Genomic DNA, 23,981 nt, shown 5'->3' on the forward strand with positions numbered 1-23,981 from the left:
CTTACACTCCTTATAAATTGTCAAATGTATAATACCCTGGTGATTTATGAACAAGCTTCTCAGCTGCTTTTAATGCACCATTCGCAAAGATATCTTTAGATTGTGCGCTATGTGAAAGGGTGATTGTCTCATCAACACCAGCAAACAATACATCATGTTCTCCAACAATGGTACCCCCACGTAAAGAATGAATACCGATTTCATTTTTCTCACGTTTTTCTGTAAGTTGACTTCTGTCATAGACTGGTTGTACGTTATCACGTAGTTGTTCAATGACATCATAAAGCTTAACCAATGTACCACTTGGCGCATCTACCTTTTGATTATGATGTGCTTCTGTTAACTCAATATCATACTGTTCGAGTAACGGGACAGCCACTTCCAATAACTTTGTAAGAACATGGACACCATAACTCATATTTGCACTGAAAAAGACCGGCATTTTTTCAGAAAGTGATTGCAATTTTGTTGTAATCGTTTCTTTTTCACCCGTTGTTGCCACAACTAAAGGTAGATTGAATGACTGTTCAAGTAATGGCAATAACAGGTTAGGGTGAGAAAAATCAATCGCAACATCCGCTTCTGTCGCGTCGCTAATCTCATTTACGGTAGGATAGGGGATTTCATCATGTTGCCGATTCGGTATCACTGCAACAATTTTATGACCTGCTGCTTCAGCAAGACGTGCGACACGTTGGTTCATTGCCCCGTATCCGATTAATAATATGTTCATGCTTGAACCTCCGCTTTAAATTTATCAAATGCTTCTTTTAACGTAGCCTGTTCATCATCGTCTAAAACAACTAATGGTAAGCGTACTTGATATTGGCCAAAACCTTCTAAGGCTGCTAGATATTTAACAGGAATAGGGTTGATATCTACAGACATTGCCTCTAATAATTCACTAATTGGTTCAAAGTTTTTCTCACGATTGTCTGCATCTGTATAAACACGTTGAAATGCGGCTGGAATTACATTTGCAGCAACTGAAATAAGTCCGTTACCACCTTCATTGAAATACTTAACAATATTATCGTCATTCCCGCTATATAATGCAAACTTTGTTGTATCAATACGTGATTGAACATCTGCTAAATAATCAAAATCATTGGTTGCATCTTTTAAAGCAACGATAAATGGATTTTGACTTAAATGTTCCAAAGTCTCCGGTTCAATCGTACTATTTGTTCTAGATGGTACATTATATAAAACAACAGGTAATTCAACTGCATTTGCAATTGTTTCAAAGTGTGCAATCAAGCCACGTTGACTTGTTTTTAAATAGTATGGGGTAATTAACATAATGGCATCCGCACCTAATTCTTTTGCACGTAATGATGCCTCTAAAGAACGCTGCGTATTATTCGTACCTGTTCCTACAATCACTGGTACACGTCCATTATTTTCATCAATGACTGTTTGGATAATTTGATCTTTTTCATCCTCAGTTAATGTTGGGTTTTCTGCTGTTGTCCCATTTACAATTAATGATTGAATCCCATTATCGATTAAAAAATTTACTTGTCTACGAATCGCATTAAAATCTACGCTGTTATTGTTAAAAGGGGTAATTAATGCAACACCTGTCCCTTCGAAAATATGTGTCATAATATTTACTCTCCTTTCAATTCTAGTACTTGTTCCAATACTTGTACTGCGTTTAATGCTGCACCTTTCAATAAGTTGTCTGAAGTGACCCAAATATGGAAAGTATTTTCTAATGAGTCATCTTTACGGATACGTCCAACAAATACTTCATCACGTCCTGTTGAATGAATAGCAAGTGGATATTCATTATTTGCTGGATTATCTACAAGTACGACACGAGGGTCTTTATCAAATAATGCTTGGATTTCTGCAACTGTTGCTGGTTGATCTAGCGTTACATTGATATGCACACTGTGGCTATCTTGTACAGGTACACGTACACATGTTGCAGTAACATTCAATGTTGGTTCATTTAAAATTTTCTTCGTTTCATCGATCATTTTTTGTTCTTCTTTTGTATAACCATCTTCTAGAAAGACATCAATATGTGGTAAAACGTTATTATAGATTGGATGTGGGTAGGCTTTTGGTTCAGCACCATTTGCACCATCTTCTAAATCCTTTTTACCTTGCATACCAGAACCTGATACAGCTTGATATGTTGTATAGGCAACACGCTTCAAACCAAATGTTTCTTGTAATGGTTTTAAAGGTACCACTGATTGAATTGTTGAACAGTTTGGGTTGGCGATAATACCACGAGTAAATGTCGGTTTATTTACTTCTGGAACGACTAAGTCCACATCTTCTGCCATACGCCATTGACTTGAGTTATCAATGATAATCGCTCCGTGTTGTTCAAAGAGTGGGGCGAACTGTGCACTTGTTGCACCACCTGCACTCATTAATACATAATCGAAGTTGCCATCCGTCGCTTCTTCAGTAAGTTCTTGTACCACATACGTTTTACCTTGGAACTCAACTTCTTTTCCTGCTGATCGTTTTGATGAAAATAATACGAGTTCATCAAACTGAATGCCTTTACGATCAACTGTTTCCAAAATTTTAGAACCTACTAAACCTGTTGCTCCTGCGACTGCTAATTTTACCATGTCATTCACTCCATCTTCTTCTATAATTAAATTTAATTCATGCATTTCTTATAATTCAGAAAATAAACGTAAGATTTCTTTTACAAGCTCGTTCACTTTCTTAATACCTTAAATCTTACTATCATTATTGACCTCCTCACGTTAGGGAAGGATCACATAATGATATATAAAAAAGCAAGTCCGGTGTGCGAACTTGCTTACTCTATATACAAGTGATGCACTCCATTATTTTTAGAATAATGACAGATTCTTAGCTCTTAACCTTTGAATCCAATAAACAGATTCTGCAAAGTCTGTTTACTTCGGCATCTCACCCTTTGGATATAAATTGTTTGCAGACAAATTCATTATATCTACTCATGATTGATGCGCCTCATCAATAATTATTAAATTAATATGTTTCATATTATACATACTCAACGATTCTCTGTAAACACCAAATGCATAATTTTTTAAATTAACTGATAATTTTCTTTAAAGAATAGAGATAGTATGGGGATCATCGTTTATTTTTGTATCATATTTCACGATGCCATGCTATCTCTATAGTCATTCTATCTTATATTGTATTTAAAAAGTTAAACAACACTTACATCTTATTTTACTTAGATTTCAAAATACCTTTTTCTTCTAAATAACTTTCGTATGGTATTTCTTTAGATAATCCAGTAGGGACATCTAAGTCGATGACACGATTCGCAATCGTATTGATAAATTCGAAGTCATGAGATGTAAAGATAATAGATCCTTTAAATGTTTTCAAACCTTCATTGACTGATGTGATACTTTCAAGGTCTAAGTGGTTTGTTGGTTCATCTAAAAGTAGTACGTTAGCACTTGATAACATCATTTTACTCAACATACAACGTACTTTTTCTCCACCTGATAATACGCTTGCTTTTTTCTTAACTTCTTCACCGCTGAAGAGCATACGACCTAAGAAACCACGTAAAAATGTTTCTGTTTGTTCATCTTCTGGTGCGTATTGACGTAACCAATCAACAAGGTTCATATCCACACCTTCAAAAAAGGCTGAGTTATCTTTAGGGAAGTAACTTTGAGATGTCGTTACACCCCATTTAACAGTACCTTCGTCAGGTTCTAATTCGCCCGCAAGAATTTTCAACAATGTTGTTTTCGCAATCTCGCTGCTACCCATCAATACCGCTTTATCATTTGGATTCATCGTAAATGAAATGTTATCTAATACTTTTTCACCATCTACAGTTTTTGAAATGCCTTCAACAAATAATAGGTCATTACCAATTTCACGTTCTGGTGAGAATTTTACGAATGGATAACGGCGTGATGATGGTTGAATATCATCTAATTCAATTTTTTCTAATTGCTTTTTACGACTTGTTGCTTGTTTTGACTTAGAAGCATTGGCAGAGAAACGTGCAATAAATTCTTGTAACTCTTTAATTTTATCTTCTTTTTTCTTATTTTGTTCTTGTGCCATTTTTTGTGCAAGCTGACTTGATTGATACCAGAAATCATAGTTACCAACATAGATTTTAATTTTACCAAAGTCTAAGTCAGCAATATGCGTACATATATTGTTTAAGAAATGACGGTCATGGGATACAACGATTACTGTATTATCAAAGTTAATTAAGAAATCTTCTAACCAGCTAATCGCTTGGATATCTAAACCATTGGTAGGCTCATCCAGTAATAGAACGTCTGGAGAACCAAATAAACTTTGTGCTAATAAAACCTTCACTTTTTGATTGTTTTCTAATTCCGACATTTGTTTGTCATGTAAGCTTGTATCGATACCTAAACCAGATAATAAAGTCGCCGCATCTGATTCAGCATTCCAACCATCCATCTCTGCAAACTCTCCCTCAAGTTCCGCAGCACGAATCCCATCTTCATCACTGAAGTCCGGCTTCATATAAATGGCATCTTTTTCTTGCATCACTTCATATAAGCGTTCATGACCTTTAATTACAACATCAAGTACACGGACATCTTCATAAGCAAAGTGGTCCTGCTTTAATACAGCAAGACGTTCATCTTTTCCTAATGATACATGTCCTGTTTGAGAATCCAATTCTCCTGATAAAATCTTTAAAAATGTTGACTTACCAGCGCCGTTTGCACCGATTAAGCCGTAACAGTTGCCTGGTGTGAATTTAATATTAACGTCTTCAAATAATTTACGATCACCAAATCGTAAACTAACATCCGTAACTTGTAACATGGACTGTCTCCTTTATATATAATCTACCGCATGCATTATACCATATAACACACAGGGTTTCGATATGTTGTGGCATAACATTCAATCCTTTGATGCTTATAAAACATACGCATGCTATAATAGAACTAACTTATAAATAAGAGGAGAACGTTATGTCTTTTAAAGAAAATGAAATCGTTGGGACAATAGAGTTTTTAGAAGTGAAAGCACTAGAAGATTCAACATATATTCTTGAAGGCCCAAATAAAGAGGTCATCAAGCTCAATCAATCAGAAGTCCAAGAATCAGATGAATTAGAAATAGGGGAATCTTATAGCTTCTTTATCTATCCAAACCGCTCTGGGGATTTATTCGCTACTCAAAATATGCCTGATATTACAGTGGGGCGTTATGACTTTGTACGTGTATTAAGCACAGATCGTGACGGCGCGCGTGTCGATGTTGGCTTACCACGTGAAGTGTTAATCCCATGGGAAGACCTCCCTAAAATTAAATCGCTATGGCCAGAGAAGGGGGATCATGTACTGTGTACCCTTCGTATTGACCGCGAACGTCAAATGTTTGCACGTCTCGCTTCAGAAACGACCGTGCAACAAATGTTCACACCCGTTCATGATGACAAGTTACAAAATGAAATGTTGACTGCACGTCCGTATCGTTTGCTACGTGTGGGTACATTTTTACTAACAGAAGAAGGTTATAAAATTTTTGTTCACGAATCAGAACGTCAACACGAACCACGCCTTGGACAAGAAATGTCGGTACGTATTATCGGCTTTAATGATAAAGGGGAATTGAACGGTTCATTCTTACCATTAGCGCATGAACGCTTAGATGATGATGGTGAAACGATTTTCCAATTACTCGTTGAATATGAGGGTACATTGCCATTTTGGGATAAATCAAGTCCAGAAGCGATTAAAGAAGTGTTCAATATGAGTAAAGGCGCATTTAAACGCGCGATTGGTCATTTATATAAACAACGCATTATCAACATCGAAACAGGGCAAATCTCACTAACTAAAAAAGGGTGGGCACGTGCTCAAGACCAACAAAAATAACGACAATAAAGGACGAATGGCATTTGACCACTCGTCCTTTATTTATTATGCGTTCAATTCATCTGTTAATGTTTCAAGTTGATCAACTAACGAACCAATATATGCAATTGTTTCTTTTAATGGTTGATCTGTTGTAATATCAATACCTGCGATACGCGCCAATTCAATCGGTGATACACTGTCTCCAGCACTTAAGGCTTTAAGCCAATCTTGTACAGCAGGTTGTCCTTCTTTTTGAATGCGTTGTGACATGATTGTACCAATTGTTAAGCCTGCTGAGTAAGTATATGGATAAAGCCCCATATAATAGTGAGGTTGTCGCATCCAAGTTAACTCTGCACCTTCTGTTAATACAACATCTTCACCCCAGAAATCTCGGATGACCTGGCGTTTAATATCATTTAGCAATGCGGCAGTTAATGATTCGCCTTTATCCACTTTAAGATACACTTCACGTTGATATGCAGCTTCAAGTAAGTGCGTCACCATATTATGATAATATGTACGTGCGATAATAGAGCCAATCGCCCAACGTTGAAACGCTTTTTCTTCACTACTTTCAAGAAGGTAGTTCAGCATTAACATTTCATTCATTGTCGATGGTGCCTCAACAAAGTACATAGAAGCATCAGCTTGTAAGTAATTTTGATGACTATTGGCCAAGTTAAAGTGTCCTGCATGACCTAATTCATGAGCTAATACAAAGACTTCAGTCATTTTTCCTGTCCATGAAATAAAGATATAGCTGTGTGATGCGTAAGGTGAGGCACAATACGCACCCGTTTCTTTTCCTTTATTTTGAACGAAATCAATCCAACGATCCTCGTAAGCTTTTTCAAGCATTTTTTGATAATCTGAACCTAATACACCAAGTGCACCATAAATATATTTTTTAGATTCTTCAATTGTAATATCTGGTTCGTAATTGTTATCAATCGATATCTTCAAATCTTCAAAACGCATTTCGTCCAATTGGTTTGTACGTTGGATGACTTTTGCATAGCGACGCATGATAGAGGCCAAGTCTGACATAATCGTATCAATTTGGCGATCATACATCTCTCTTGTCACATCTTGTTCAGATAATAAGAAATCAATCACAGAGTCATAACCACGCATATCTGCTTCAAGTTTCTCAGCTTGAACATGTGCATTATATGCTGCAGCTGTTGTATTTTCATATTTTTTTAATGTATCACTAAAGTGTCTAAAGCTCGCACGACGAATATCTGTATCAGCATGATCTTCATACACACCTTCAAAGGTTATATAATCCATTGCATATTTCTTGCCATTTACTTCAAATTGACCAAAATCAATATCCAACATTTTTGTAATGCCATAGATCTCACTCGGTGCGCCTAAGACAGGGGACAAACGTGCAAGTGTTTCTTCAGCTTGTGGATGTAGTTGATATGGTTTCAAACGTTTTAACTTAGTTAGAAAATGGCTGTACGTTGTTTTCTCAATGGCTTGGTCTAACTGCGCATCTTCTAATGATAATAATTCAGATGTTAAGAAAGTTAAACTACCATTAATTTTACCGTATAAAGTTTGAAATAACGCTGCTAATCTTTGACGCTCAGCATCTGTAGCATCGACACTTGCTTGAATTTCAGAAAAATTATTTGCACGGTCAATATCAATTGCTAAAGAACAATAGGCATCTAAAGCTTTTTGAATGGATTCCGCATCCTGTAAAGTGCCTGCATATTGTTCTTTAAATGCTTGTGCACGTTCAGGCAGGGCCTTTACAAAAGTCTCATAAGCTTGATTGTCTGTAAATAAGTCCGTTAAATCCCAAGTTTCTTGTTGTGGTACTTCAGATCTTTCCTTTAAAAATTCCTCCATCTTTAAACCCCCTTAAATTCGATTAATAATATCATATCATATAAACTAATAAAATTATTTAATGTATGTTTGCTTGTTTTCTTGTATAATGAATTGTAATGATTAAAAGGATTAAGGAGCATTATTAAGAATGAGTATTTTAGAAATGCCGAATTATTTATGGATGACACTAGTTGCAATGCTTGTCATCACATTATTTTGTACACTCGTATTGAATAAATGGTTTGTAAGTGCCATTATTATGTTTGTCGCATTAGGCGTCTTATCATTTATCATACCGAATTTTTATCCAATCACATATGAACCATTATTAGGGTATGCAGCATTTGTTGCGATCTTAAGCTTAATCATTAGCTTAATCATATGGTATTTAACACGTAACATGCGCAAACGTCGTCAACAGAAAAAATACGAAAAAGAACTTGCGCGTTTTGAAAAAGAACACGAACCTAAATAAGTTTAACTAACACATATGAGTATGGAGATTCCATATTCATATGTGTTTTTTTTATGGAGAGGGCTTATATTTACCTCAATATATAACTTCCTATGGAGAGGGCTTATATTTACCTCAATATATAACTTCCTATAATATATATTATGTAAACTAATAAAATGATTTAATATGCAACACATGATTTAATAGCTTATTCTAGCTTTATTACCATTTATATATATATCATGGATTTGTTCTTTATATATGCTTTTTCAACTTTTAAATACTTACAGTAAGTATTATAATCAGTCGTTAAATATACCATAGTGAACCTATGACAATAGTGAACCTATGACAATTCATTTCAAATCATAAAACTTAATAATGGCTCATATGAATGAGTAAAATAATGACATGGCTCAGTTAAATATTGATACAAAGTTTTACACTTAATAAACCAAAATACACTCGTTAGTCATTAAGAATTATCAAAAACCATTTAATTGTGCATGTTAACTCATAACTAAGCAATCAATACCTGATATAATACAATATTTCGGAACTTAATTAACAGTTGATGAACCCCTTAAATAGCCTTTATTACTAAGTAAACAACTCTATGTGTTTACATAATATTGTTATTTACTTCTTTTTATTTTTTAAAGTTCAATATTTCTAACTTTTAGTTTTATATGCAATTGCTAAATTAACGTCTTTCTCGTATATTTATGGTGTATTTGTACTATTTAAAAGTGATTGTTCTTCTTTATAACTTTTGCTAAGATGTGATTGTAGTGTTACATATTGCCTATAAAACTTACATCTCCTCTGTGGGTAATGCATATCTTTCTTCCAAATAGCCTTCCAATCTACCATATGGCTATAGATCATCAAAACATAGTTCATGCCACGGTATTACTCATAACGAACTATGTTTATTGATGTATTGAAACGATAAATGTAATCATATCCTTCTCGTGTTTTAGTAATATGCAGTATGAATACTACATGATGGTGGCTTTGATAAAATTCTGTACTTGCTACGATTGTCAGAGTATAATTTTTGTCATATTTTAACTGCCATTAAAAAGCCGATTATTATAATCTATCGCATGCCTGATCCTCACAAAAGATATGCGTCTTTGATTATAATAATCGGTAATTATTTTGCTATTGTTTAAGGTTTTTTATTGCATTTAGCTTTGATCTGACTTGATTTGTTAACTGGAATAATTGATATTTCGGCTTATTAATTGGTTTGTAGAAGTCACCAATAAGTTCTTCAATTTGTACATTGAAACCGCGTTTAAAACGGTAAACACCGTAATCTTCACTATTCTCCGTAAAATCACCAGACAGACCATAAAAGTTGTAGCGCTCATAACAATGATCAAAGCAGTAATTAATCATGTGCCAGTGCATCGCGTATGGTCCCATAAAATGATTGTACTTTTCACTAGATCCACCAGAGAAATAATTAATTTCATAGGCATTTGCAAAAAAGATACCTGATGCAAGATTTAATATCTGACCATCCGTTTTACGTAGCTCGCTTGCTTTCAACATTTCTTGTTGATCATGTGTGATTTGTTTATCAAGCTCGGCAATTTTCTTTAACTGTTTGTCGCTTTTGTTCTCTCTTGCCATCATTTGATCACGTTTTGTTTCTTTATCATTTAAGCCTTCTTGCAATGATGTGATATATGCATCTAAATCAATATAAGCCATCGGAACTATTGCCTTATCACCATAATGATGTAAGAAATTCTTCATGTATTCATCTGACTTCGATACAAAGCCTGCACGTGCTTCTGTTTCTCGATATAACTCTAAAAATTGATCAAATTCTTCAGGTTTGAGAAAACGCACTTTTACGCCATAATTCGTGGCTTTATTGATATTACGTTTACGTTGGCTATCAAATGATTTCTTTAATGTTTGTGGTGTTTGGTCTTTTAAATCTAAGACTCCCATCCATCTCACTTGACTTGATGTATCATACTTCGTTGTAAAACCATGATGTTTATAACCATGTGATTTAAATAATTGTACTAACTGTTCACCGAGTTCTGAAGTCTCTGAAGTCCCTATTGGATTAATATCTTTATCATAAACTTGATACATCCAATATGGATCTAACTTGACGTATAAACATTTATTTTTAGATAAGTAGTCGTCTAACGACTTTAAATAAAATTCAACGAGTCCTAAGTCGCTATAGTCCATTACAGGCCCTCTATTTGAGTAATAAACATAGCTACTCATTGTTAATATTTTTGAAAATAAGCTAGCTGCAATTACTTGATTATTTTCATCTTTTACACCTAGTAAAACAACTTTAAAGTTATCTGCTTCACGTGTCTCGATATTTTCCTTCACCTGAAAATAATGGCTTTCTAAAGTAGGATCTTGAACAAACTGATCAAATTCCTCAACTGTTAGTTCTGTGAATTTCATACCTTTAGTTCCCTTCTCTCTACTATAACTTCTGTTGGACCTTTTTCAATGTTGTATATAGTTTGTAAACTGGTTTATTAATCGGCTTAATAAAATCACCAATATACTCTAATACATCTGCATTATAACCTTTTTTGAATTTGATAACGCCTGCATCTTCGGCATTTTCAGTGAAATCACCACTAATACCATAAAAATTGTAACGATCAATGTTATGGTCAAGGGCATAATTAATCATTTCCCACTGTATCGCATAGCTACCAGCAAAATGACGGAATTCATTTGCTGTTCCACCTGCATAGTACACAACTTCAAACGGATTGATAATAAAGAAACCAGCAGAAATCGGCAATTCATTACCATGCTTTTCTTGTAATGTACGTGCTTCTGCAATCTTAGCTTGATTTGCTTCTAACTGTTGTTCTAAGTTTTGCTTTTTATTTAAGGCTTTTTTATTTTCTGGTCGCTTCTCAATATCTTTTTCTGCTTTATTGATTTCTTTATGGAATTGTTTTTCTTCAACTTGTAATTCTGCAATGTAATCATCAAAGTTGATGTATGCTAAAGGAACAAGCACACGATCTTTATAATGCTTCATACGATTATAGTAGAAGTCATCTTCACGATCTATAAAATCTTTTGTCTCAGATGTTTGCGCCATAAATGATCTAAAAATAGGCAGTTCATCTTCTTTAAGATATCTCACTTTTACGCCATTTTTTTGAACTTTTTTAGTATTTCTTTTACGCAAGTTGTCCATATTATTTAATATATCTTTTGATGTTTTATCCTTTAAGTCTAAAACTGAATGAAAGCGTATTTGACGTGTTGTTTCAAAACCAGTAATAAACCCTTCATGCTCAAATCCAAGTGATTTAAATTTATCAAACAACCAATTTTTATTGTAATCTTCAATAATATCGCCATCATGATTTCTTTTATAGATTAGCAAGTATGGATCAACACGTAAAAATAGTGCTTTATGTGCTTTTACATACTTTGATAATTCATTAAAGAAGAAATGGACTAACTCTGGATTTTCAAAATCAAGAATAGGTCCTCTATTTGTATAAAAATATTTAAATACTTTCAATACAGGTACAGCCGTTAATAGACACGCCGCTAGTACTTGATTATTCTTATCTTTAATACCCACAAGATGTGTTTCAACACCTTCTGCTACTTTCAACTCGTAGTTACCAGCCATCTGCGTAAAATGACTATATGGCATTTGATTTGCAAAATTTTCAAATTCTGCTGTTGTTAAATTTGTAAATTTCATATATACGCTCCTAATTTCTCTATTATTCCTTTAATCACTTTCACTTATTTACCCGTTTCTATCCATGATCATGCGATACAAACTCCCTACTGTGCTCTGTAGCATGAACCATGTGCTGTCGAACAATAAGAGTCAATCATACATGCCTCTTACATCATTCTAAATAAAACAAATAATATCTGTTTCTTTTATCATACCATTAACTTCGAAATAAGACGTCATGATTCAATGACAAGACCATGGTATATTTTAACGTATCATGGATAATTTAGCTATTATCACGGTCAAAAATTAATATTTATTAGTATTCTCATACACCCTTTATTGAATACGATACGATTTTCAAAACAACAATTGCATATTAGTGCTTTAAAATGTTAAAATGTCTGAAAATTAATTTTATTTGATGAGGTGAATTCATGTCAGAAGTATTTTTTATCGGGCTCGGCCTTATAGGAGGTAGTTTAGCAAGTAATATCAAAAATGCACATCCAGAAATAGAGGTAACTGCCTATGATGCGGACCCAAAACAGCTAGAGCGTGCCCTATCTATCGGTATTATTGATAAACCGATAGATAGCTTTGAAACAGGCGCAAAACAAGCAGATATTATGATTTTTGCGACACCGGTTCAAATAACTGTGAAATATCTTGATTTATTGCAAACTATTGAAACAAAAACAGGTCTTATTGTCACTGATACAGGTAGTACAAAATCTACTATTCAAGCACATGAGCGAACATTATTAAAGCATGGCATTCATTTAATCGGGGGCCATCCTATGGCAGGTAGTCATAAAACCGGCGTATTGAACGCTAAAAAACATTTATTTGAAAATGCTTATTATGTCCTTGTTCATGATCTGCCTGAAAACGAAGCGGCATTTCAACGTATTTCACAATTATTAGAACCAACACAGGCAAAATTATTAAAAATGACAGCTGAGGAACATGACTATGTCACAGGTGTTGTCAGTCATACACCTCACCTGATTGCGTCTAGTCTCGTTTCTTTAAATGCGCATTACGCCCCTACCACACCACTCGTACAAGAATTAGCAGCGGGTGGTTTTAGAGATATTACACGTATTGCAAGTAGTAGTCCTGAAATGTGGCGAGATATCTCTTTAGAAAATAAATCACATATCTTAAAAATTATGAAACAGTTCCAATCGCAAATCGATGAGGTCATTCACTCATTAGAAACTGAAGATGCTTCTGCACTTTATCGCTTTTTCTCTGAGAGTAAGACATATCGTGACGCCTTGCCAATTCAGAGTAAAGGCGCATTGAGAAGTACCTACGATCTTTACGTTGATATCCCCGATAAAGCGGGGACAATCTCAAAAATCACACATATTTTAAGTTCACATAATATTTCTATTAGTAACTTAAGAATCTTAGAATTACGTGAAGATATTTATGGTGCCTTGCGTATTAGTTTCAAAAGTTCTGAGGACCGTGAACAAGGTCGTGTTGTGCTAAACGAGTATGAAACTTATATTGAATAAATGCTGTTCAACCTAACTGTACCTTACATTTTATGCCCTGCCATTAACCCTAGGCGACCATGTTTTGTCGCAGCAGATGTATAAGATACGGCTTTAGATACGATGCCTTTACCATATTTTTGGTGTAAGGCATCGATTGTTTTTGCTAATCGGACTTCTCGCTCTTGTTGCTCTGGGTCAACAAATAAATTGAGTTGTTGTACTTGTTCTGGTATGAACTGTGTAGCTGACACGCTTAATGTACGGTACCATTCCGACTTATCACAATATCTATCTGCAAATCGTTTGATACCCGACATGATTACATGCTCTAAATGGGTCCCTTCTTCCATTGTATACTGCTTGGACACCCCACTATGATCTTTGTATCCAAAAGAAAAATGAATCGTTTTCGCTAATATCCCTTTTGCTCTCAGTCGGCTTGCGACATCTTCCACTAATTCTTGCATAACTATAAGCGCTTCAGAATATTGATAATCTCGCATTAATATCTGACTTTTACATATTGATGGCATTCGTGTGATATAACGTTCATTAACGCGACTCTCATCAATGCCATTAGCATGTAAGTGTAGTTCTGTTCCAATAACGCCAAACTCTCTTTTTAATCGTGCATGTGGATACATCGCGAGCTGTCCAATACTAAAAATACCGCATTTGTTCAGCTTTTTAGCTGTCCGATGACTAATTCCCCAAAAGTTTTGAAGCGGTGCAATGGGCCATAATTTTTGAGGAACATCTTCATAACGCCACTCCGCGATGAGTGTTGGATTGGATTTCGCTTCATTATCTAAAGCAATTTTGCTCAATAACATGTTAGATCCAATCCCAATTGCACAGTAAACACCCGTTTCACGATAAATCTCCGAAATCAATCGCTGACAGAACATCTGAAGATTCGGCGCGAATAGATGATAACTTTGTGTCACATCCATGAAAAATTCATCGATGCTATATTGATGTAAATCCTCAGCGGGTACATATCTCAATGCAATTTGTGAAATTTTTAAAGAAACCTCTAAATAGCGACGCATACTTGGATTAATAATATAAATATCACGTCTTTTAGGTATTTCATATAAACGTGATCCCGTTTTAATTCCTAACGCTTTCAGTGGTGGTGTTGCAGCTAAAACAACAGACCCCTGCCTCTTTGTATCCGCAACAACTGCCAGCTTCGTTTTCATTGGATCTAAGCCTTTATCAATACAAGAAACACTGGCAAAAAAACTTTTTTGATCAATACATAATATATCCCTATTCTCCAACAAATGATAATCATACATTCATATCACCTATTTCTTTTATTCTATTATAAGGATAGCGAACATACGTTCTGTTTTCAAGTGAAAATTTTTACCTGTTATAAAAGAAGGCCCAAAGATAAAACGCTTGATATGCTTTATCTTTGAGCCACCTCTATATTTATAGCTATTTAATTTTTAGAGTCATTTCCTAAGTTAGCGTTGATATGGTACTTCCGCTTCTACCTCTTCATCTATTCCTAAATCAATATAAACATGTGTATTAAGGAAAATCTTACTCGTCTCAGACTTGAAGTTAAGTGATTTTGGTTCTAATGTAAATTCAATGACTTTCTGTTCTTTCTCATCAATTAAGAACTTCTCATCCATCACAAAACGATCTAGTTCATTCGTTAAAAATGTGAATTCACTTGTTTCATCATCATTTTCATATTTTTCTAGTAATTTTAATTCAATATGTGTGACTTTTTGATCGCTCATGCCTGCTTTTAACTTAATATAACCAGTGATTGTATCATCGACTGTATAAGATTCTTGATCAAGATGAATGATGACTTTCATGCCTTCAATACCTAATGATGTTAAGATGTTATCAAAACCCATTTTTAAACCCTCCGTATCTTTATTTTCAACGATCTCTCCTCTATCATAAGGTTTTTACGCAAATGTCCGCAACCCTTATCTAAAGATGTTATAATATAAATAATCTTATGCAGAGAGGAGCATATCAAATGTCAATCGTAACAGTAAAGTTATTAGAAGGTCGTACAGACGAACAACTTAAAAATTTAGTAACAGAAGTGACAGATGCTGTTGAAAAAACAACAAATGCACAAAGAGAGGCAATCTCTGTTGTTATTGAAGAAATGAAGCCAACGCATTATGGTTTAGGTGGCACACGTAAAGCTGACCAATAAAAAGTTGTTAAAAAAAGGCTAAAAACCATTTAATGGTTTTTAGCCTTTTTTCCTATATTTAAGTAAAGAACAACAAAATGCTATCGACTGTTCTAATTTATTAGGTCTCATCCCTATTCTTCTTTTGTATGTTTTGGTAATAAGCATAAAATGGAATAAGCATCAGTATCGCTAACATAAATAGCGATAATCCCACTAACAAATTTATTTCTATTAGATAAATACCTAATGCAATAGAAACAGTTGCTAATACTAAGCTGACTGAAAAATATATCGCCACTTTTCCCACTTTTTCTTTAGGAACACTTTCTGATTGAATAGAAGCAATCATTTTAATATTTTTCGTACTGACTATATAACCAGCTAATACAAGTGATATGACGATTAATATCATTGGTATCACGATATGCATAATCAATCATTTATCCTTATTCTTCATTTAAAAAATGCTGAATGCGCTTTTTATTCGCCTTCTTATCAATACCTAAAGCAGCACCACCATCATTGGTTGTAATATCTTCATAAGTTCCCTTGACTGGGACACTTAATGTTTTGATATTTTTATCTCCACGTAATATAAAGCTAAGTCCTGTTTGGTAAATGGCCGAGTCAGGCATATCCGTACTCACATACCCACGCATAATACCTGCAAGTTTAGGCGTTTTTAGAATAGAAGATGGTTCTGTGAGTTGTTGCTTTAGTGCCACCATAACTTGTTGTTGACGTCGCACACGTCCAAAGTCACCCTCTTCATCATTACGAAATCTTGCATACCCTAAGAGCTCTTTCCCATTCAGGCGATGATGTCCTTTTTTAAGAGAGACACCAATTTTTTCTGACATATCTTTCTCAACATCAATCGGTATACCATCAGGTTCTAGCTCATCAATCATGGCTTCAAAACCTTTAAAATCTAATGTTGCATAATACTCTGGCTCAATACCTAAGTTTTCTTTCAGCGTTTTTCGCATCAACTCAGCGCCACCTAATGAATAGGCTGTATTGATTTTATAACTATTATATCCAGGAATATCTGCATAAATATCTCGCATGACTGACACAATCTTCATATCTTTTTTAATATAATCATATTGCACAACCATAATAGAGTCTGTCCGAGAGACACCACTATCCTCTAAATCAGCACCTAAAATCAGTACTGTTGCTTTACCATCATTTTTAGAAGCGCCATTAAATTTATGTATTTTAGGTGTGTCGTGATGTTTTTTTGCCACTTCTAATCCTTGATGATAGCTACTTACACTATAAATAGCTGTTAAAACGATCAGTAAAATCACTGCTAAAATAACAAATGGTAATTTACGAATACGTCTCTTTTTCACGCGCTTGAGATGTTTTTTCAATCTACTTGCGTTTTCATGTTTGACATTGTTTTCCATTATCTGATCAACCTTATATCTTCAAAATTAGATAGCTATGTACTATAATAAACACATATTAACGGTATATAAATTCATTTTAAAAAGCAAGTGAAAACATGTAAAATAATGAAAAATAATGCACTAGGAAGGGTGTTTGAATGAATATAAATACAGCTTACTTTGCTGGCGGATGTTTTTGGTGTATGGTCAAACCATTTGATCAATTTGAAGGAATCGAAGCAGTCACTTCTGGTTATATGGGAGGACACGTCCATAACCCTACGTACGAAGAAGTTAAAACGGGTGAAACAGGTCACTATGAAGTTGTTAAAATTGAATATGATGTGGCATTGTTTTCCTATCAAAAACTATTAGAAATTTTCTTCTCTGTGATTGACCCAACTGATGCAGAAGGTCAATTCCAAGATCGTGGTTCACAATATCGTACAGCTATTTTTTATACAAATGAAGATCAAAAAGAAGTTGCAGAAGCTTATATTGATCAATTAAAAGAGACGTTCGACCACGATAAAGCTTTTACTACGAAAGTCCTTCCTGTTTCTGAATTTTATAAGGCAGAAGCATATCATCAAGACTTCTATAAGAAAAATCCAGAGCGCTATGCTGAAGAACAACAACAACGCGCTGCAATTAAACAATCACGTCAATAAAAGCGGGCAGACACTTACACATTTGTAAGACGTCTGCCCTATTTTTAAACGGATGCTTTATATTTTTTTCGAATCACACGTGTCACTCTTAATAAAGAAACCCATACCGTTTGTTGACGATGATAAATCAAATAGCGTGACTCCCAATGCGGCCCAAACTTACTTTTGTATTGTCGTAAGCCTTGGAAACTGTATAACCCATTAAAATGCTCATAGAAGCGTCCGACTACTTTCTCTTTGGAATGACCATATGGTACTTGACCCACATTTGATAATGTTGCCATGCCCATATTGAATTGCGCATAACCGGCCGTCTGTGCCCATAAAATCATGTTCAGATATAGACCATCCATAAATGGTAAATCAATCTCTCGATCCCATCGAATCAAATCAACAGAAATCGTTGTTTTTTGATCTACTGGCATCAATGTAGCAAAGGCATCGATACGACCTTCAGCATTTCTTAATACGGCTACAGGGGCTGCATTGATATATTTACGATTAAAATGTCCCACTGAAAAATAGAATTCTGATTGTTGACCTAACCATGTATCACTCACTTTTCTCAAGCGTTGATATGTTTCTTCATCCAATGGTGTATCTAAAATTTCAAATGTATATCCTTGTGACTCGAATTTATTAAGTGTTGCTCTAAATCCGCGTCGTTTCTTTCCTGCAACAGTGAAGTTCGGCACATCAATTAATGCTTCTTCACCAAGCTTAAAGAATTGATTACCAAATGCATGGTACAGTGAAAGCTGTTCTTCAGAAACTTGATAGAACATGACATCTGCACCCAAATAGGTCGCATGATCATAAAACTCTGTTAATAGTGAATAAAAACCATCTGAGTCACCGATTGGATCTCCTAAAACGATGAATGACTCACGCGTATGTCGATACATGAGAAAGGCATTTTTAGCTTCATTAACAAATACATGTTTATCCCCACTATGCACTAAGTGACTGAGTAAGTGACCGCCATATGTTTGTAATATGTCTTGTGCTACTGCCATATCATTAAAAGTATGTGGTTTTAAATAATGACGTTCAAAATATTTAATAATTGCAACAACCAAAATGGTCATGCCTAAAAAAGAAAGCCAGAATGATGATCTTAATAAAAACATGTCTACTTTAGGAATCTCAATACCTAATGCCTCAATAAAGCTTTTAACTAAGATTTGATTAAAATATAAAACCATTGCAGTAATAAAGCCCATATAAACCAATGACCTGATCCGAATAGGACGTTTTAATACACGTGATTTTTGATAAGCAAAGAAGAGTGTGGCCACTAATAAAATACCTAGCACTAATGTAATAGTCACACCATAAACATAGGCATTTGAAGTAATAATAATCAGTGCTGCCACAATTGCAAAGAGTATGGCACGCTTACTTCTCAACATAATACCACGGACATTCAACAGTAACACAAGAGCTGCACTCACGTTTAAAATATACAAACTAATATAAATGATGTGGTGCTTAGATGTCGTTGCATCGAATACAATACCAAAGTTATTCAGCAAAGAAACGCCACTCATAATTAATACTAAACAACCCAATACGAATGATGGGATATAACTGATTGCATCTTTTTGAAAGGACATTAAAAATGCAGAAACTTCTTTTGCTGGCTGTATGTATTTTGATTCATAAATATATTTTTTGGCTGCCGTTCCAAATTCAAAGAACGTTAAAATTAACGCAATGAATAATGGGAAGAAGTAGTATGCAATACGATAAAGCAACAATGCCAATACAATCTTTTCTTCAGGTAAGCCAAAGTATTTAAAACCGAGTAGAATTACCAAATCAAACGCACCAAAACCACCCGGAATAAACGAAAGTAAGCCTGAAATAGCTGCTACAATGAAGACGCCTAAAACAATTGAGAAAGAGACTGAAGCATCTACTAAGTGCAAGGCAAAATAAAACACTACCGTTGCCATGAACCATTCAAAACTTGAAATAATGGTAAAACTTGCACCAAGCCAGCGTGCTGTTTTGTCGATTGGCCAAATCCAAGAAACCACAATAAATACAGGCAATAATGCCGCAATCACATATAGAAATACAGTCACCCATATCGATGTTTGATCAAGAAAACTAACATCTAAGATATGTGTCACGACGAGTAAAGATAAGAAACTCAGTCCAGTTAACATGGACGTCAACATATAAGTGACGAATTGTACCAACTTCTTCTTTTGATCTGTATACTGCTGGTAAAACCACAAACGTACACCCGCTCCAATAAATCCACCAAATCCAATGATATTATTAAATGCATTAATAATATAACCTACTCTTAATGCCTTGAATTTTGATAAATCGAGTTTGAAACGTGATTGTAATATCACATCATACAATGATAACAATACAATTGAAATGGCCCCTAATAAAAAGAGACTCATTAATTCAAAACTGTTAATTCGATTAAATAACAAGAATGTTCGTTTAAAATCAATATGTGACAGCTCTCTTACTAAAACTGAAGTCACAACAATTAATAATGCAAAAATAAAAACAACTTTTAACCCTTTCAATAGCTTATGCTTTTGGACACTCACGAAGTTCTCCTTTCTAGAGGCTCATAAAAGTGCTCAAGAGGTTGAAGCAAAAGTACTGTTGAGAATTCTAATTCCTGTTGGATTCCCAGTACATAAATTTTATAATGCCTCAACTCCTAGAGCACACATTTATAATAGGTAAACCTCTATGAATTATAATGATTAGTCTTTTTGGCCTTATCGATAATCACTTCATGATGATGCGTTTGCTCATCTTCATTCATTTCATAAGGACCTGCATCATCTGCATAATATTTGTTGTACCGTCTTTTAAATAACATGAACAGATGTGATACCCATACTTTAATAATTGCATACGCTGGGATACCTAAGATCACACCAACAATTCCTAATAAGTTACCTGCACATAACAGGACGAAAATAATGGTTAAAGGATGAATACGCATTGTTTTCCCCATAATATTAGGAGAAATGAAATGCCCCTCAATAAACTGAACAGCTGTCCAAACAATCACGAGTTTTATGAGCATAAAAGGCGATGTAATAATAGAAATAATAATCGCTGGTGAAATGGCAATTGTCGGACCTAAATATGGTACAACGCTTGTCACAGCAGCAATACTCGCAAGAATTAACGCGTAGTCCAATCCGATAATAGAGTATCCAATAAAAAGTAGGATACCGATACAGAAAGAGACAATGATTTGACCTTGGATATATGAACCGACTTGCTCGCTCATCTTATCCAATAAATCATGCACGTCTTTTCGATATTTCGGTGGGACGATATGATTGGAAAAGTCTTTAAAACGATGGCCGTCTTTAAGCATGAAGAACAAGACAAATGGTACCGTTACAATAACAACCGTCACATTCACAACTGCTTCAGCAAACACTTTTACTTTATCGCTAAATCCATCGGCTAATGTTGGAATCTTTTGTTGCAATTCTTTGAGCCAATTTACAACGTCATCATAATAATCTGACACAAACGGAATATGCATCATATTATTTACAAATCCTGTTATCTTATTAATATATGTAGGAAAATTATGCATCAACTTATCAAATTGAAATGTTACAACTGGAATCAATAAGTTGACAGCTAATGTAATCAGTCCAACAATCCCTAAGAAGAGCAATGTGATACCCCATACACGTTTAATATGATAACGCTCTAAAATGTTAATAATCGGATTGAATAAATAGTAAAGAATCAACGCGATAATAATAGGTGCTGCAATGGTGTTGAAAATAATTGTAAACGGTTGGAAAACATAAGAGACACGATCAAAAATAAAAATAACAACACCTATTAATATGAAGATGGTCAACGCAAATAATAAATCTTGCCCACCAAAAAACTTCATAAAGCGACTTTCATGAATCTGTATTCGCTTATTTTCTCCTGATTTAGGAGTGTTTTTTTCTGACATAATTTTCACCCAACCTTTTGGAAAGTAATTATAGTTTATACTTTTTCCCTCAAAAATCAAACTGCAAACTAAAAAGCTTTCATATTTCTTATTTATACGTCATGTATCTGTTTGGTAAAGTCGTGTGTATATTACCTCGATCTAACTGTTATGATGATCTGTTTCTTCTATAATAATAAAATTGAATTCACCATAAGAAAAAAGCTGAGGTATACCGTTCTTTACAGTATGCCCCAGCTTTTATTAAAAATAATTATTTTGTTTCAAAAAGTTTATCGCCTTGTGTCACAGTTTTTTCAGTTGTATAGTCTAAGTTTGTAATTTCTGCTTGTGTCACAATAATTGGCGTGATATCACTTTTTGCGTGTTCTTTAATGTAATCTAGATCAAATGTCATTAAAACATCGCCTGTTTTAATTTCTTGTCCTTCTTCCACAAGAATGTCGAAACATTTTCCTTCTAGTTTGACAGTATCTAAACCAACGTGAATCAGTAATTCTAATCCATCAGCAGATGTTAAACCAATTGCGTGTTTTGTTGGGAAGACCATTTGTACACGACCATTGAATGGTGCATACACTTTGCCTTCTGTTGGACGAATGGCAATACCGTCACCCATCATTTTTTCACTGAACACTTGGTCTGGTACTTCACTTAATGGAAGCACTTCACCTTTTAATGGTGCTGCTACGAAATGATTTACATGCGCTTTGTCTGCTGTTTCCGCATCAACTACTGTTGCTTCGTCTTTATCATTAAGATCTACTTTAGATTGAACTACTTGACCTGACATGATTTGTTGCATTTCATGTTTGATTTGGTCTGATTTTGGACCGAAGATCGCTTGCATGTTGTTACCTACTTCAAGGACACCTGACGCACCTAAGTCTTTCAAACGACCCACATCTACTTGTGCTTTGTCATTAACTTCAACACGTAAACGCGTAATACATGCATCTAAATGCTTGATGTTTTCTTGACCACCAATTGCTTCTAATACAGCATATGGTAGTTCGCCCGCTGAAGTTTTTTGTGTATTTGCTTGCTTGTCTTCACGACCTGGTGTTTTGTAGTTAAATTTCTTGATTAAGAATAGGAATAAGAAATAGTAAATCACTGCGTAAACAAGACCTACTGGAATAACTAACCACCATTGTGTTTGGTTCGGTAAAATACCGAGTAATACAAAGTCGATGAAACCACCAGAGAATGTATAACCAAGATGTAAATCAAGGAAATACAATGTAACGAATGCTAAACCATCTAACACCGCGTGTACAAAGAATAGTAACGGTGCAACGAATAAGAATGAGAATTCTAATGGTTCAGTGATACCAGTTAAGAATGACGTTAAGGCTGCTGAACCCATTAAACCTGCAACTACTTTTTTGTTTTCAGGTTTTGCTGTTTTATAGATGGCTAATGCTGCTGCTGGTAAACCGAACATCATAACAGGGAATTCACCTTGCATGAACTTACCAGCTGTTAATTTCGTACCTTCTTGAATTTGTTCTAAGAAAATACGTTGGTCACCACGAATAATTTCACCAGCGGCATTTGTGTATGAACCAAATTCAAACCAGAATGGCGCATGGAAAATATGGTGTAAACCAAATGGAATCAATAATCGTTTGATGAAACCGAATAGGAATACCGCAACGCCTGTATTCGCATCAAGTAATCCTTCACTGAATGCATTTAAACCATTTTGAATCGTTGGCCAAATCCAAGCCATTGGGAATGCTAATAAGAATGATGATGTTGCCATTACGATCGGAACGAAACGCTTACCAGCAAAGAATCCTAAGTATGATGGTAAATCGATGTTATAGAACTTGTTGTAACACCAAGCAGCTAACGCACCGATAATGATACCACCGAATACACCTGTTTGAAGTGTTGGAATCCCTAAAACACTTGCAAATCCGTTCGCAGGGTTTTCTAATTGATCAGGTGTCACATGTAAGTATGCACCCATTGTTTTGTTAATAATTAAGTAACCAACAAGTGCTGCAATCGCTGCAACACCATCTCCACCTGCTAAACCAATCGCAACACCCATGGCGAAGATAATTGGTAAGTTATCAAAAATAACACCACCGGCACCTGTTAACATTTCTGCGACACTTTGTACGCCTCCATTTTGAAGGAATGGCAGATATTGTTGTAATGCGTCCCCTTGCATTGCTGTACCGATCGCGAGTAGTAAACCGGCAGCAGGTAAAATCGCAACTGGTAACATTAAGGCTTTACCAATACGTTGCAGTTGACCAAAGAATTTCTTCCACACTGTACTAACCTCCATTTTTAATGAATTCAACACAAAAGGCATGAGTAAACAAACTGCGAATATATTATTCACA

At 34.9% G+C, this 23,981-nt stretch carries 19 protein-coding genes and 1 riboswitch; of the genes, 5 read left to right on the plus strand and 14 right to left on the minus strand.

Annotated features, from left to right (window positions below; translation table 11 throughout):
- Nucleotides 1–10: 10 nt before the first annotated feature.
- From dapB to MUA88_RS06405, 4 genes are all read right to left on the minus strand, one after another.
- Nucleotides 11–733: a 4-hydroxy-tetrahydrodipicolinate reductase gene (dapB, locus tag MUA88_RS06390; protein WP_262603359.1), complete on the minus strand. Its 723-nt coding sequence runs from the start codon at nt 731–733 to the stop codon at nt 11–13.
- A complete protein-coding gene (gene dapA / locus MUA88_RS06395) occupies nt 730–1,608 on the minus strand; it encodes a 4-hydroxy-tetrahydrodipicolinate synthase (protein WP_262605247.1) in 879 nt (292 codons plus the stop codon). Before dapA ends, dapB begins: the two co-directional genes overlap by 4 nt.
- 5 nt (nt 1,609–1,613) lie before the next feature.
- Entirely contained in the window at nt 1,614–2,600 is a 987-nt protein-coding gene (locus MUA88_RS06400; RefSeq protein WP_262605131.1) for an aspartate-semialdehyde dehydrogenase, read from the minus strand.
- Nucleotides 2,601–2,807: 207 nt separating this feature from the next.
- Nucleotides 2,808–2,985: riboswitch (Lysine riboswitch) on the minus strand.
- 216 nt (nt 2,986–3,201) lie between these two features.
- The gene (locus MUA88_RS06405) at nt 3,202–4,809 is read right to left on the minus strand and encodes an ABC-F family ATP-binding cassette domain-containing protein (protein ID WP_262605248.1); all 1,608 of its coding nucleotides are present in this window, start codon (nt 4,807–4,809) and stop codon (nt 3,202–3,204) included.
- A gap of 152 nt (nt 4,810–4,961) precedes the next feature.
- Between MUA88_RS06405 and MUA88_RS06410 the strand changes: the two genes are divergently transcribed.
- Nucleotides 4,962–5,870, plus strand: a complete 909-nt coding sequence (locus MUA88_RS06410) for a CvfB family protein (RefSeq protein ID WP_262603362.1) — start codon at nt 4,962–4,964, stop codon at nt 5,868–5,870.
- A gap of 45 nt (nt 5,871–5,915) precedes the next feature.
- Here MUA88_RS06410 and pepF read toward each other — a convergent pair whose 3' ends face one another.
- Entirely contained in the window at nt 5,916–7,721 is a 1,806-nt protein-coding gene (gene pepF, locus MUA88_RS06415) for an oligoendopeptidase F (protein ID WP_262605249.1), read from the minus strand.
- 130 nt (nt 7,722–7,851) lie between these two features.
- Between pepF and MUA88_RS06420 the strand changes: the two genes are divergently transcribed.
- Nucleotides 7,852–8,178 carry a hypothetical protein gene (locus MUA88_RS06420; protein ID WP_262603364.1) on the plus strand — a complete coding sequence of 109 codons (327 nt, stop codon included), beginning with the start codon at nt 7,852–7,854 and terminating at the stop codon, nt 8,176–8,178.
- 1,149 nt (nt 8,179–9,327) lie between these two features.
- On the opposite strand, the gene MUA88_RS06425 is transcribed toward MUA88_RS06420, so the two are convergent.
- Entirely contained in the window at nt 9,328–10,614 is a 1,287-nt protein-coding gene (locus tag MUA88_RS06425; RefSeq protein ID WP_262605250.1) for an aminoacyltransferase, read from the minus strand.
- Nucleotides 10,615–10,636: 22 nt separating this feature from the next.
- Nucleotides 10,637–11,896, minus strand: coding sequence for an aminoacyltransferase (locus tag MUA88_RS06430; protein ID WP_262605251.1), 1,260 nt, complete (start codon nt 11,894–11,896; stop codon nt 10,637–10,639).
- A 419-nt stretch (nt 11,897–12,315) separates the two neighbouring features.
- Here MUA88_RS06430 and MUA88_RS06435 point away from each other — a divergent pair, with 419 nt between their 5' ends.
- The gene (locus MUA88_RS06435) at nt 12,316–13,407 is read left to right on the plus strand and encodes a prephenate dehydrogenase (RefSeq protein ID WP_262605252.1); all 1,092 of its coding nucleotides are present in this window, start codon (nt 12,316–12,318) and stop codon (nt 13,405–13,407) included.
- A 23-nt stretch (nt 13,408–13,430) separates the two neighbouring features.
- Here MUA88_RS06435 and MUA88_RS06440 read toward each other — a convergent pair whose 3' ends face one another.
- Both MUA88_RS06440 and MUA88_RS06445 read right to left on the minus strand, forming a co-directional pair.
- The gene (locus tag MUA88_RS06440; RefSeq protein WP_262605253.1) at nt 13,431–14,693 is read right to left on the minus strand and encodes a Y-family DNA polymerase; all 1,263 of its coding nucleotides are present in this window, start codon (nt 14,691–14,693) and stop codon (nt 13,431–13,433) included.
- 174 nt (nt 14,694–14,867) lie between these two features.
- Nucleotides 14,868–15,275, minus strand: a complete 408-nt coding sequence (locus MUA88_RS06445; RefSeq protein ID WP_262603369.1) for a sporulation protein — start codon at nt 15,273–15,275, stop codon at nt 14,868–14,870.
- Nucleotides 15,276–15,403: 128 nt separating this feature from the next.
- On the opposite strand from MUA88_RS06445, the gene thmT reads away from it, so the two are divergent.
- Entirely contained in the window at nt 15,404–15,589 is a 186-nt protein-coding gene (gene thmT, locus MUA88_RS06450; RefSeq protein WP_262603370.1) for a 2-hydroxymuconate tautomerase, read from the plus strand.
- A gap of 100 nt (nt 15,590–15,689) precedes the next feature.
- Here thmT and MUA88_RS06455 read toward each other — a convergent pair whose 3' ends face one another.
- The gene (locus MUA88_RS06455) at nt 15,690–16,007 is read right to left on the minus strand and encodes a hypothetical protein (protein ID WP_262605255.1); all 318 of its coding nucleotides are present in this window, start codon (nt 16,005–16,007) and stop codon (nt 15,690–15,692) included.
- A 10-nt stretch (nt 16,008–16,017) separates the two neighbouring features.
- The gene (locus MUA88_RS06460; RefSeq protein ID WP_481906582.1) at nt 16,018–16,989 is read right to left on the minus strand and encodes an LCP family protein; all 972 of its coding nucleotides are present in this window, start codon (nt 16,987–16,989) and stop codon (nt 16,018–16,020) included.
- 140 nt (nt 16,990–17,129) lie between these two features.
- Here MUA88_RS06460 and msrA point away from each other — a divergent pair, with 140 nt between their 5' ends.
- Nucleotides 17,130–17,642: a peptide-methionine (S)-S-oxide reductase MsrA gene (msrA, locus tag MUA88_RS06465; protein WP_262603372.1), complete on the plus strand. Its 513-nt coding sequence runs from the start codon at nt 17,130–17,132 to the stop codon at nt 17,640–17,642.
- Nucleotides 17,643–17,686: 44 nt separating this feature from the next.
- Here the strand turns inward: msrA and mprF are convergent, their stop codons facing one another.
- The 3 genes from mprF to ptsG all read right to left on the minus strand — a co-directional run bounded on the left by mprF (nt 17,687) and on the right by ptsG (nt 23,908).
- Nucleotides 17,687–20,221, minus strand: coding sequence for a bifunctional lysylphosphatidylglycerol flippase/synthetase MprF (mprF, locus tag MUA88_RS06470; protein ID WP_262605256.1), 2,535 nt, complete (start codon nt 20,219–20,221; stop codon nt 17,687–17,689).
- A 146-nt stretch (nt 20,222–20,367) separates the two neighbouring features.
- The gene (locus MUA88_RS06475; protein ID WP_262603374.1) at nt 20,368–21,618 is read right to left on the minus strand and encodes an AI-2E family transporter; all 1,251 of its coding nucleotides are present in this window, start codon (nt 21,616–21,618) and stop codon (nt 20,368–20,370) included.
- A 253-nt stretch (nt 21,619–21,871) separates the two neighbouring features.
- On the minus strand, nt 21,872–23,908 hold the full coding sequence (gene ptsG, locus MUA88_RS06480; protein WP_262605257.1) for a glucose-specific PTS transporter subunit IIBC: 2,037 nt from the start codon (nt 23,906–23,908) through the stop codon (nt 21,872–21,874).
- Nucleotides 23,909–23,981: the final 73 nt, after the last annotated feature.

This window comes from Staphylococcus sp. IVB6240, assembly GCF_025558425.1.
Classification (GTDB): Bacteria; Bacillota; Bacilli; order Staphylococcales; family Staphylococcaceae; genus Staphylococcus.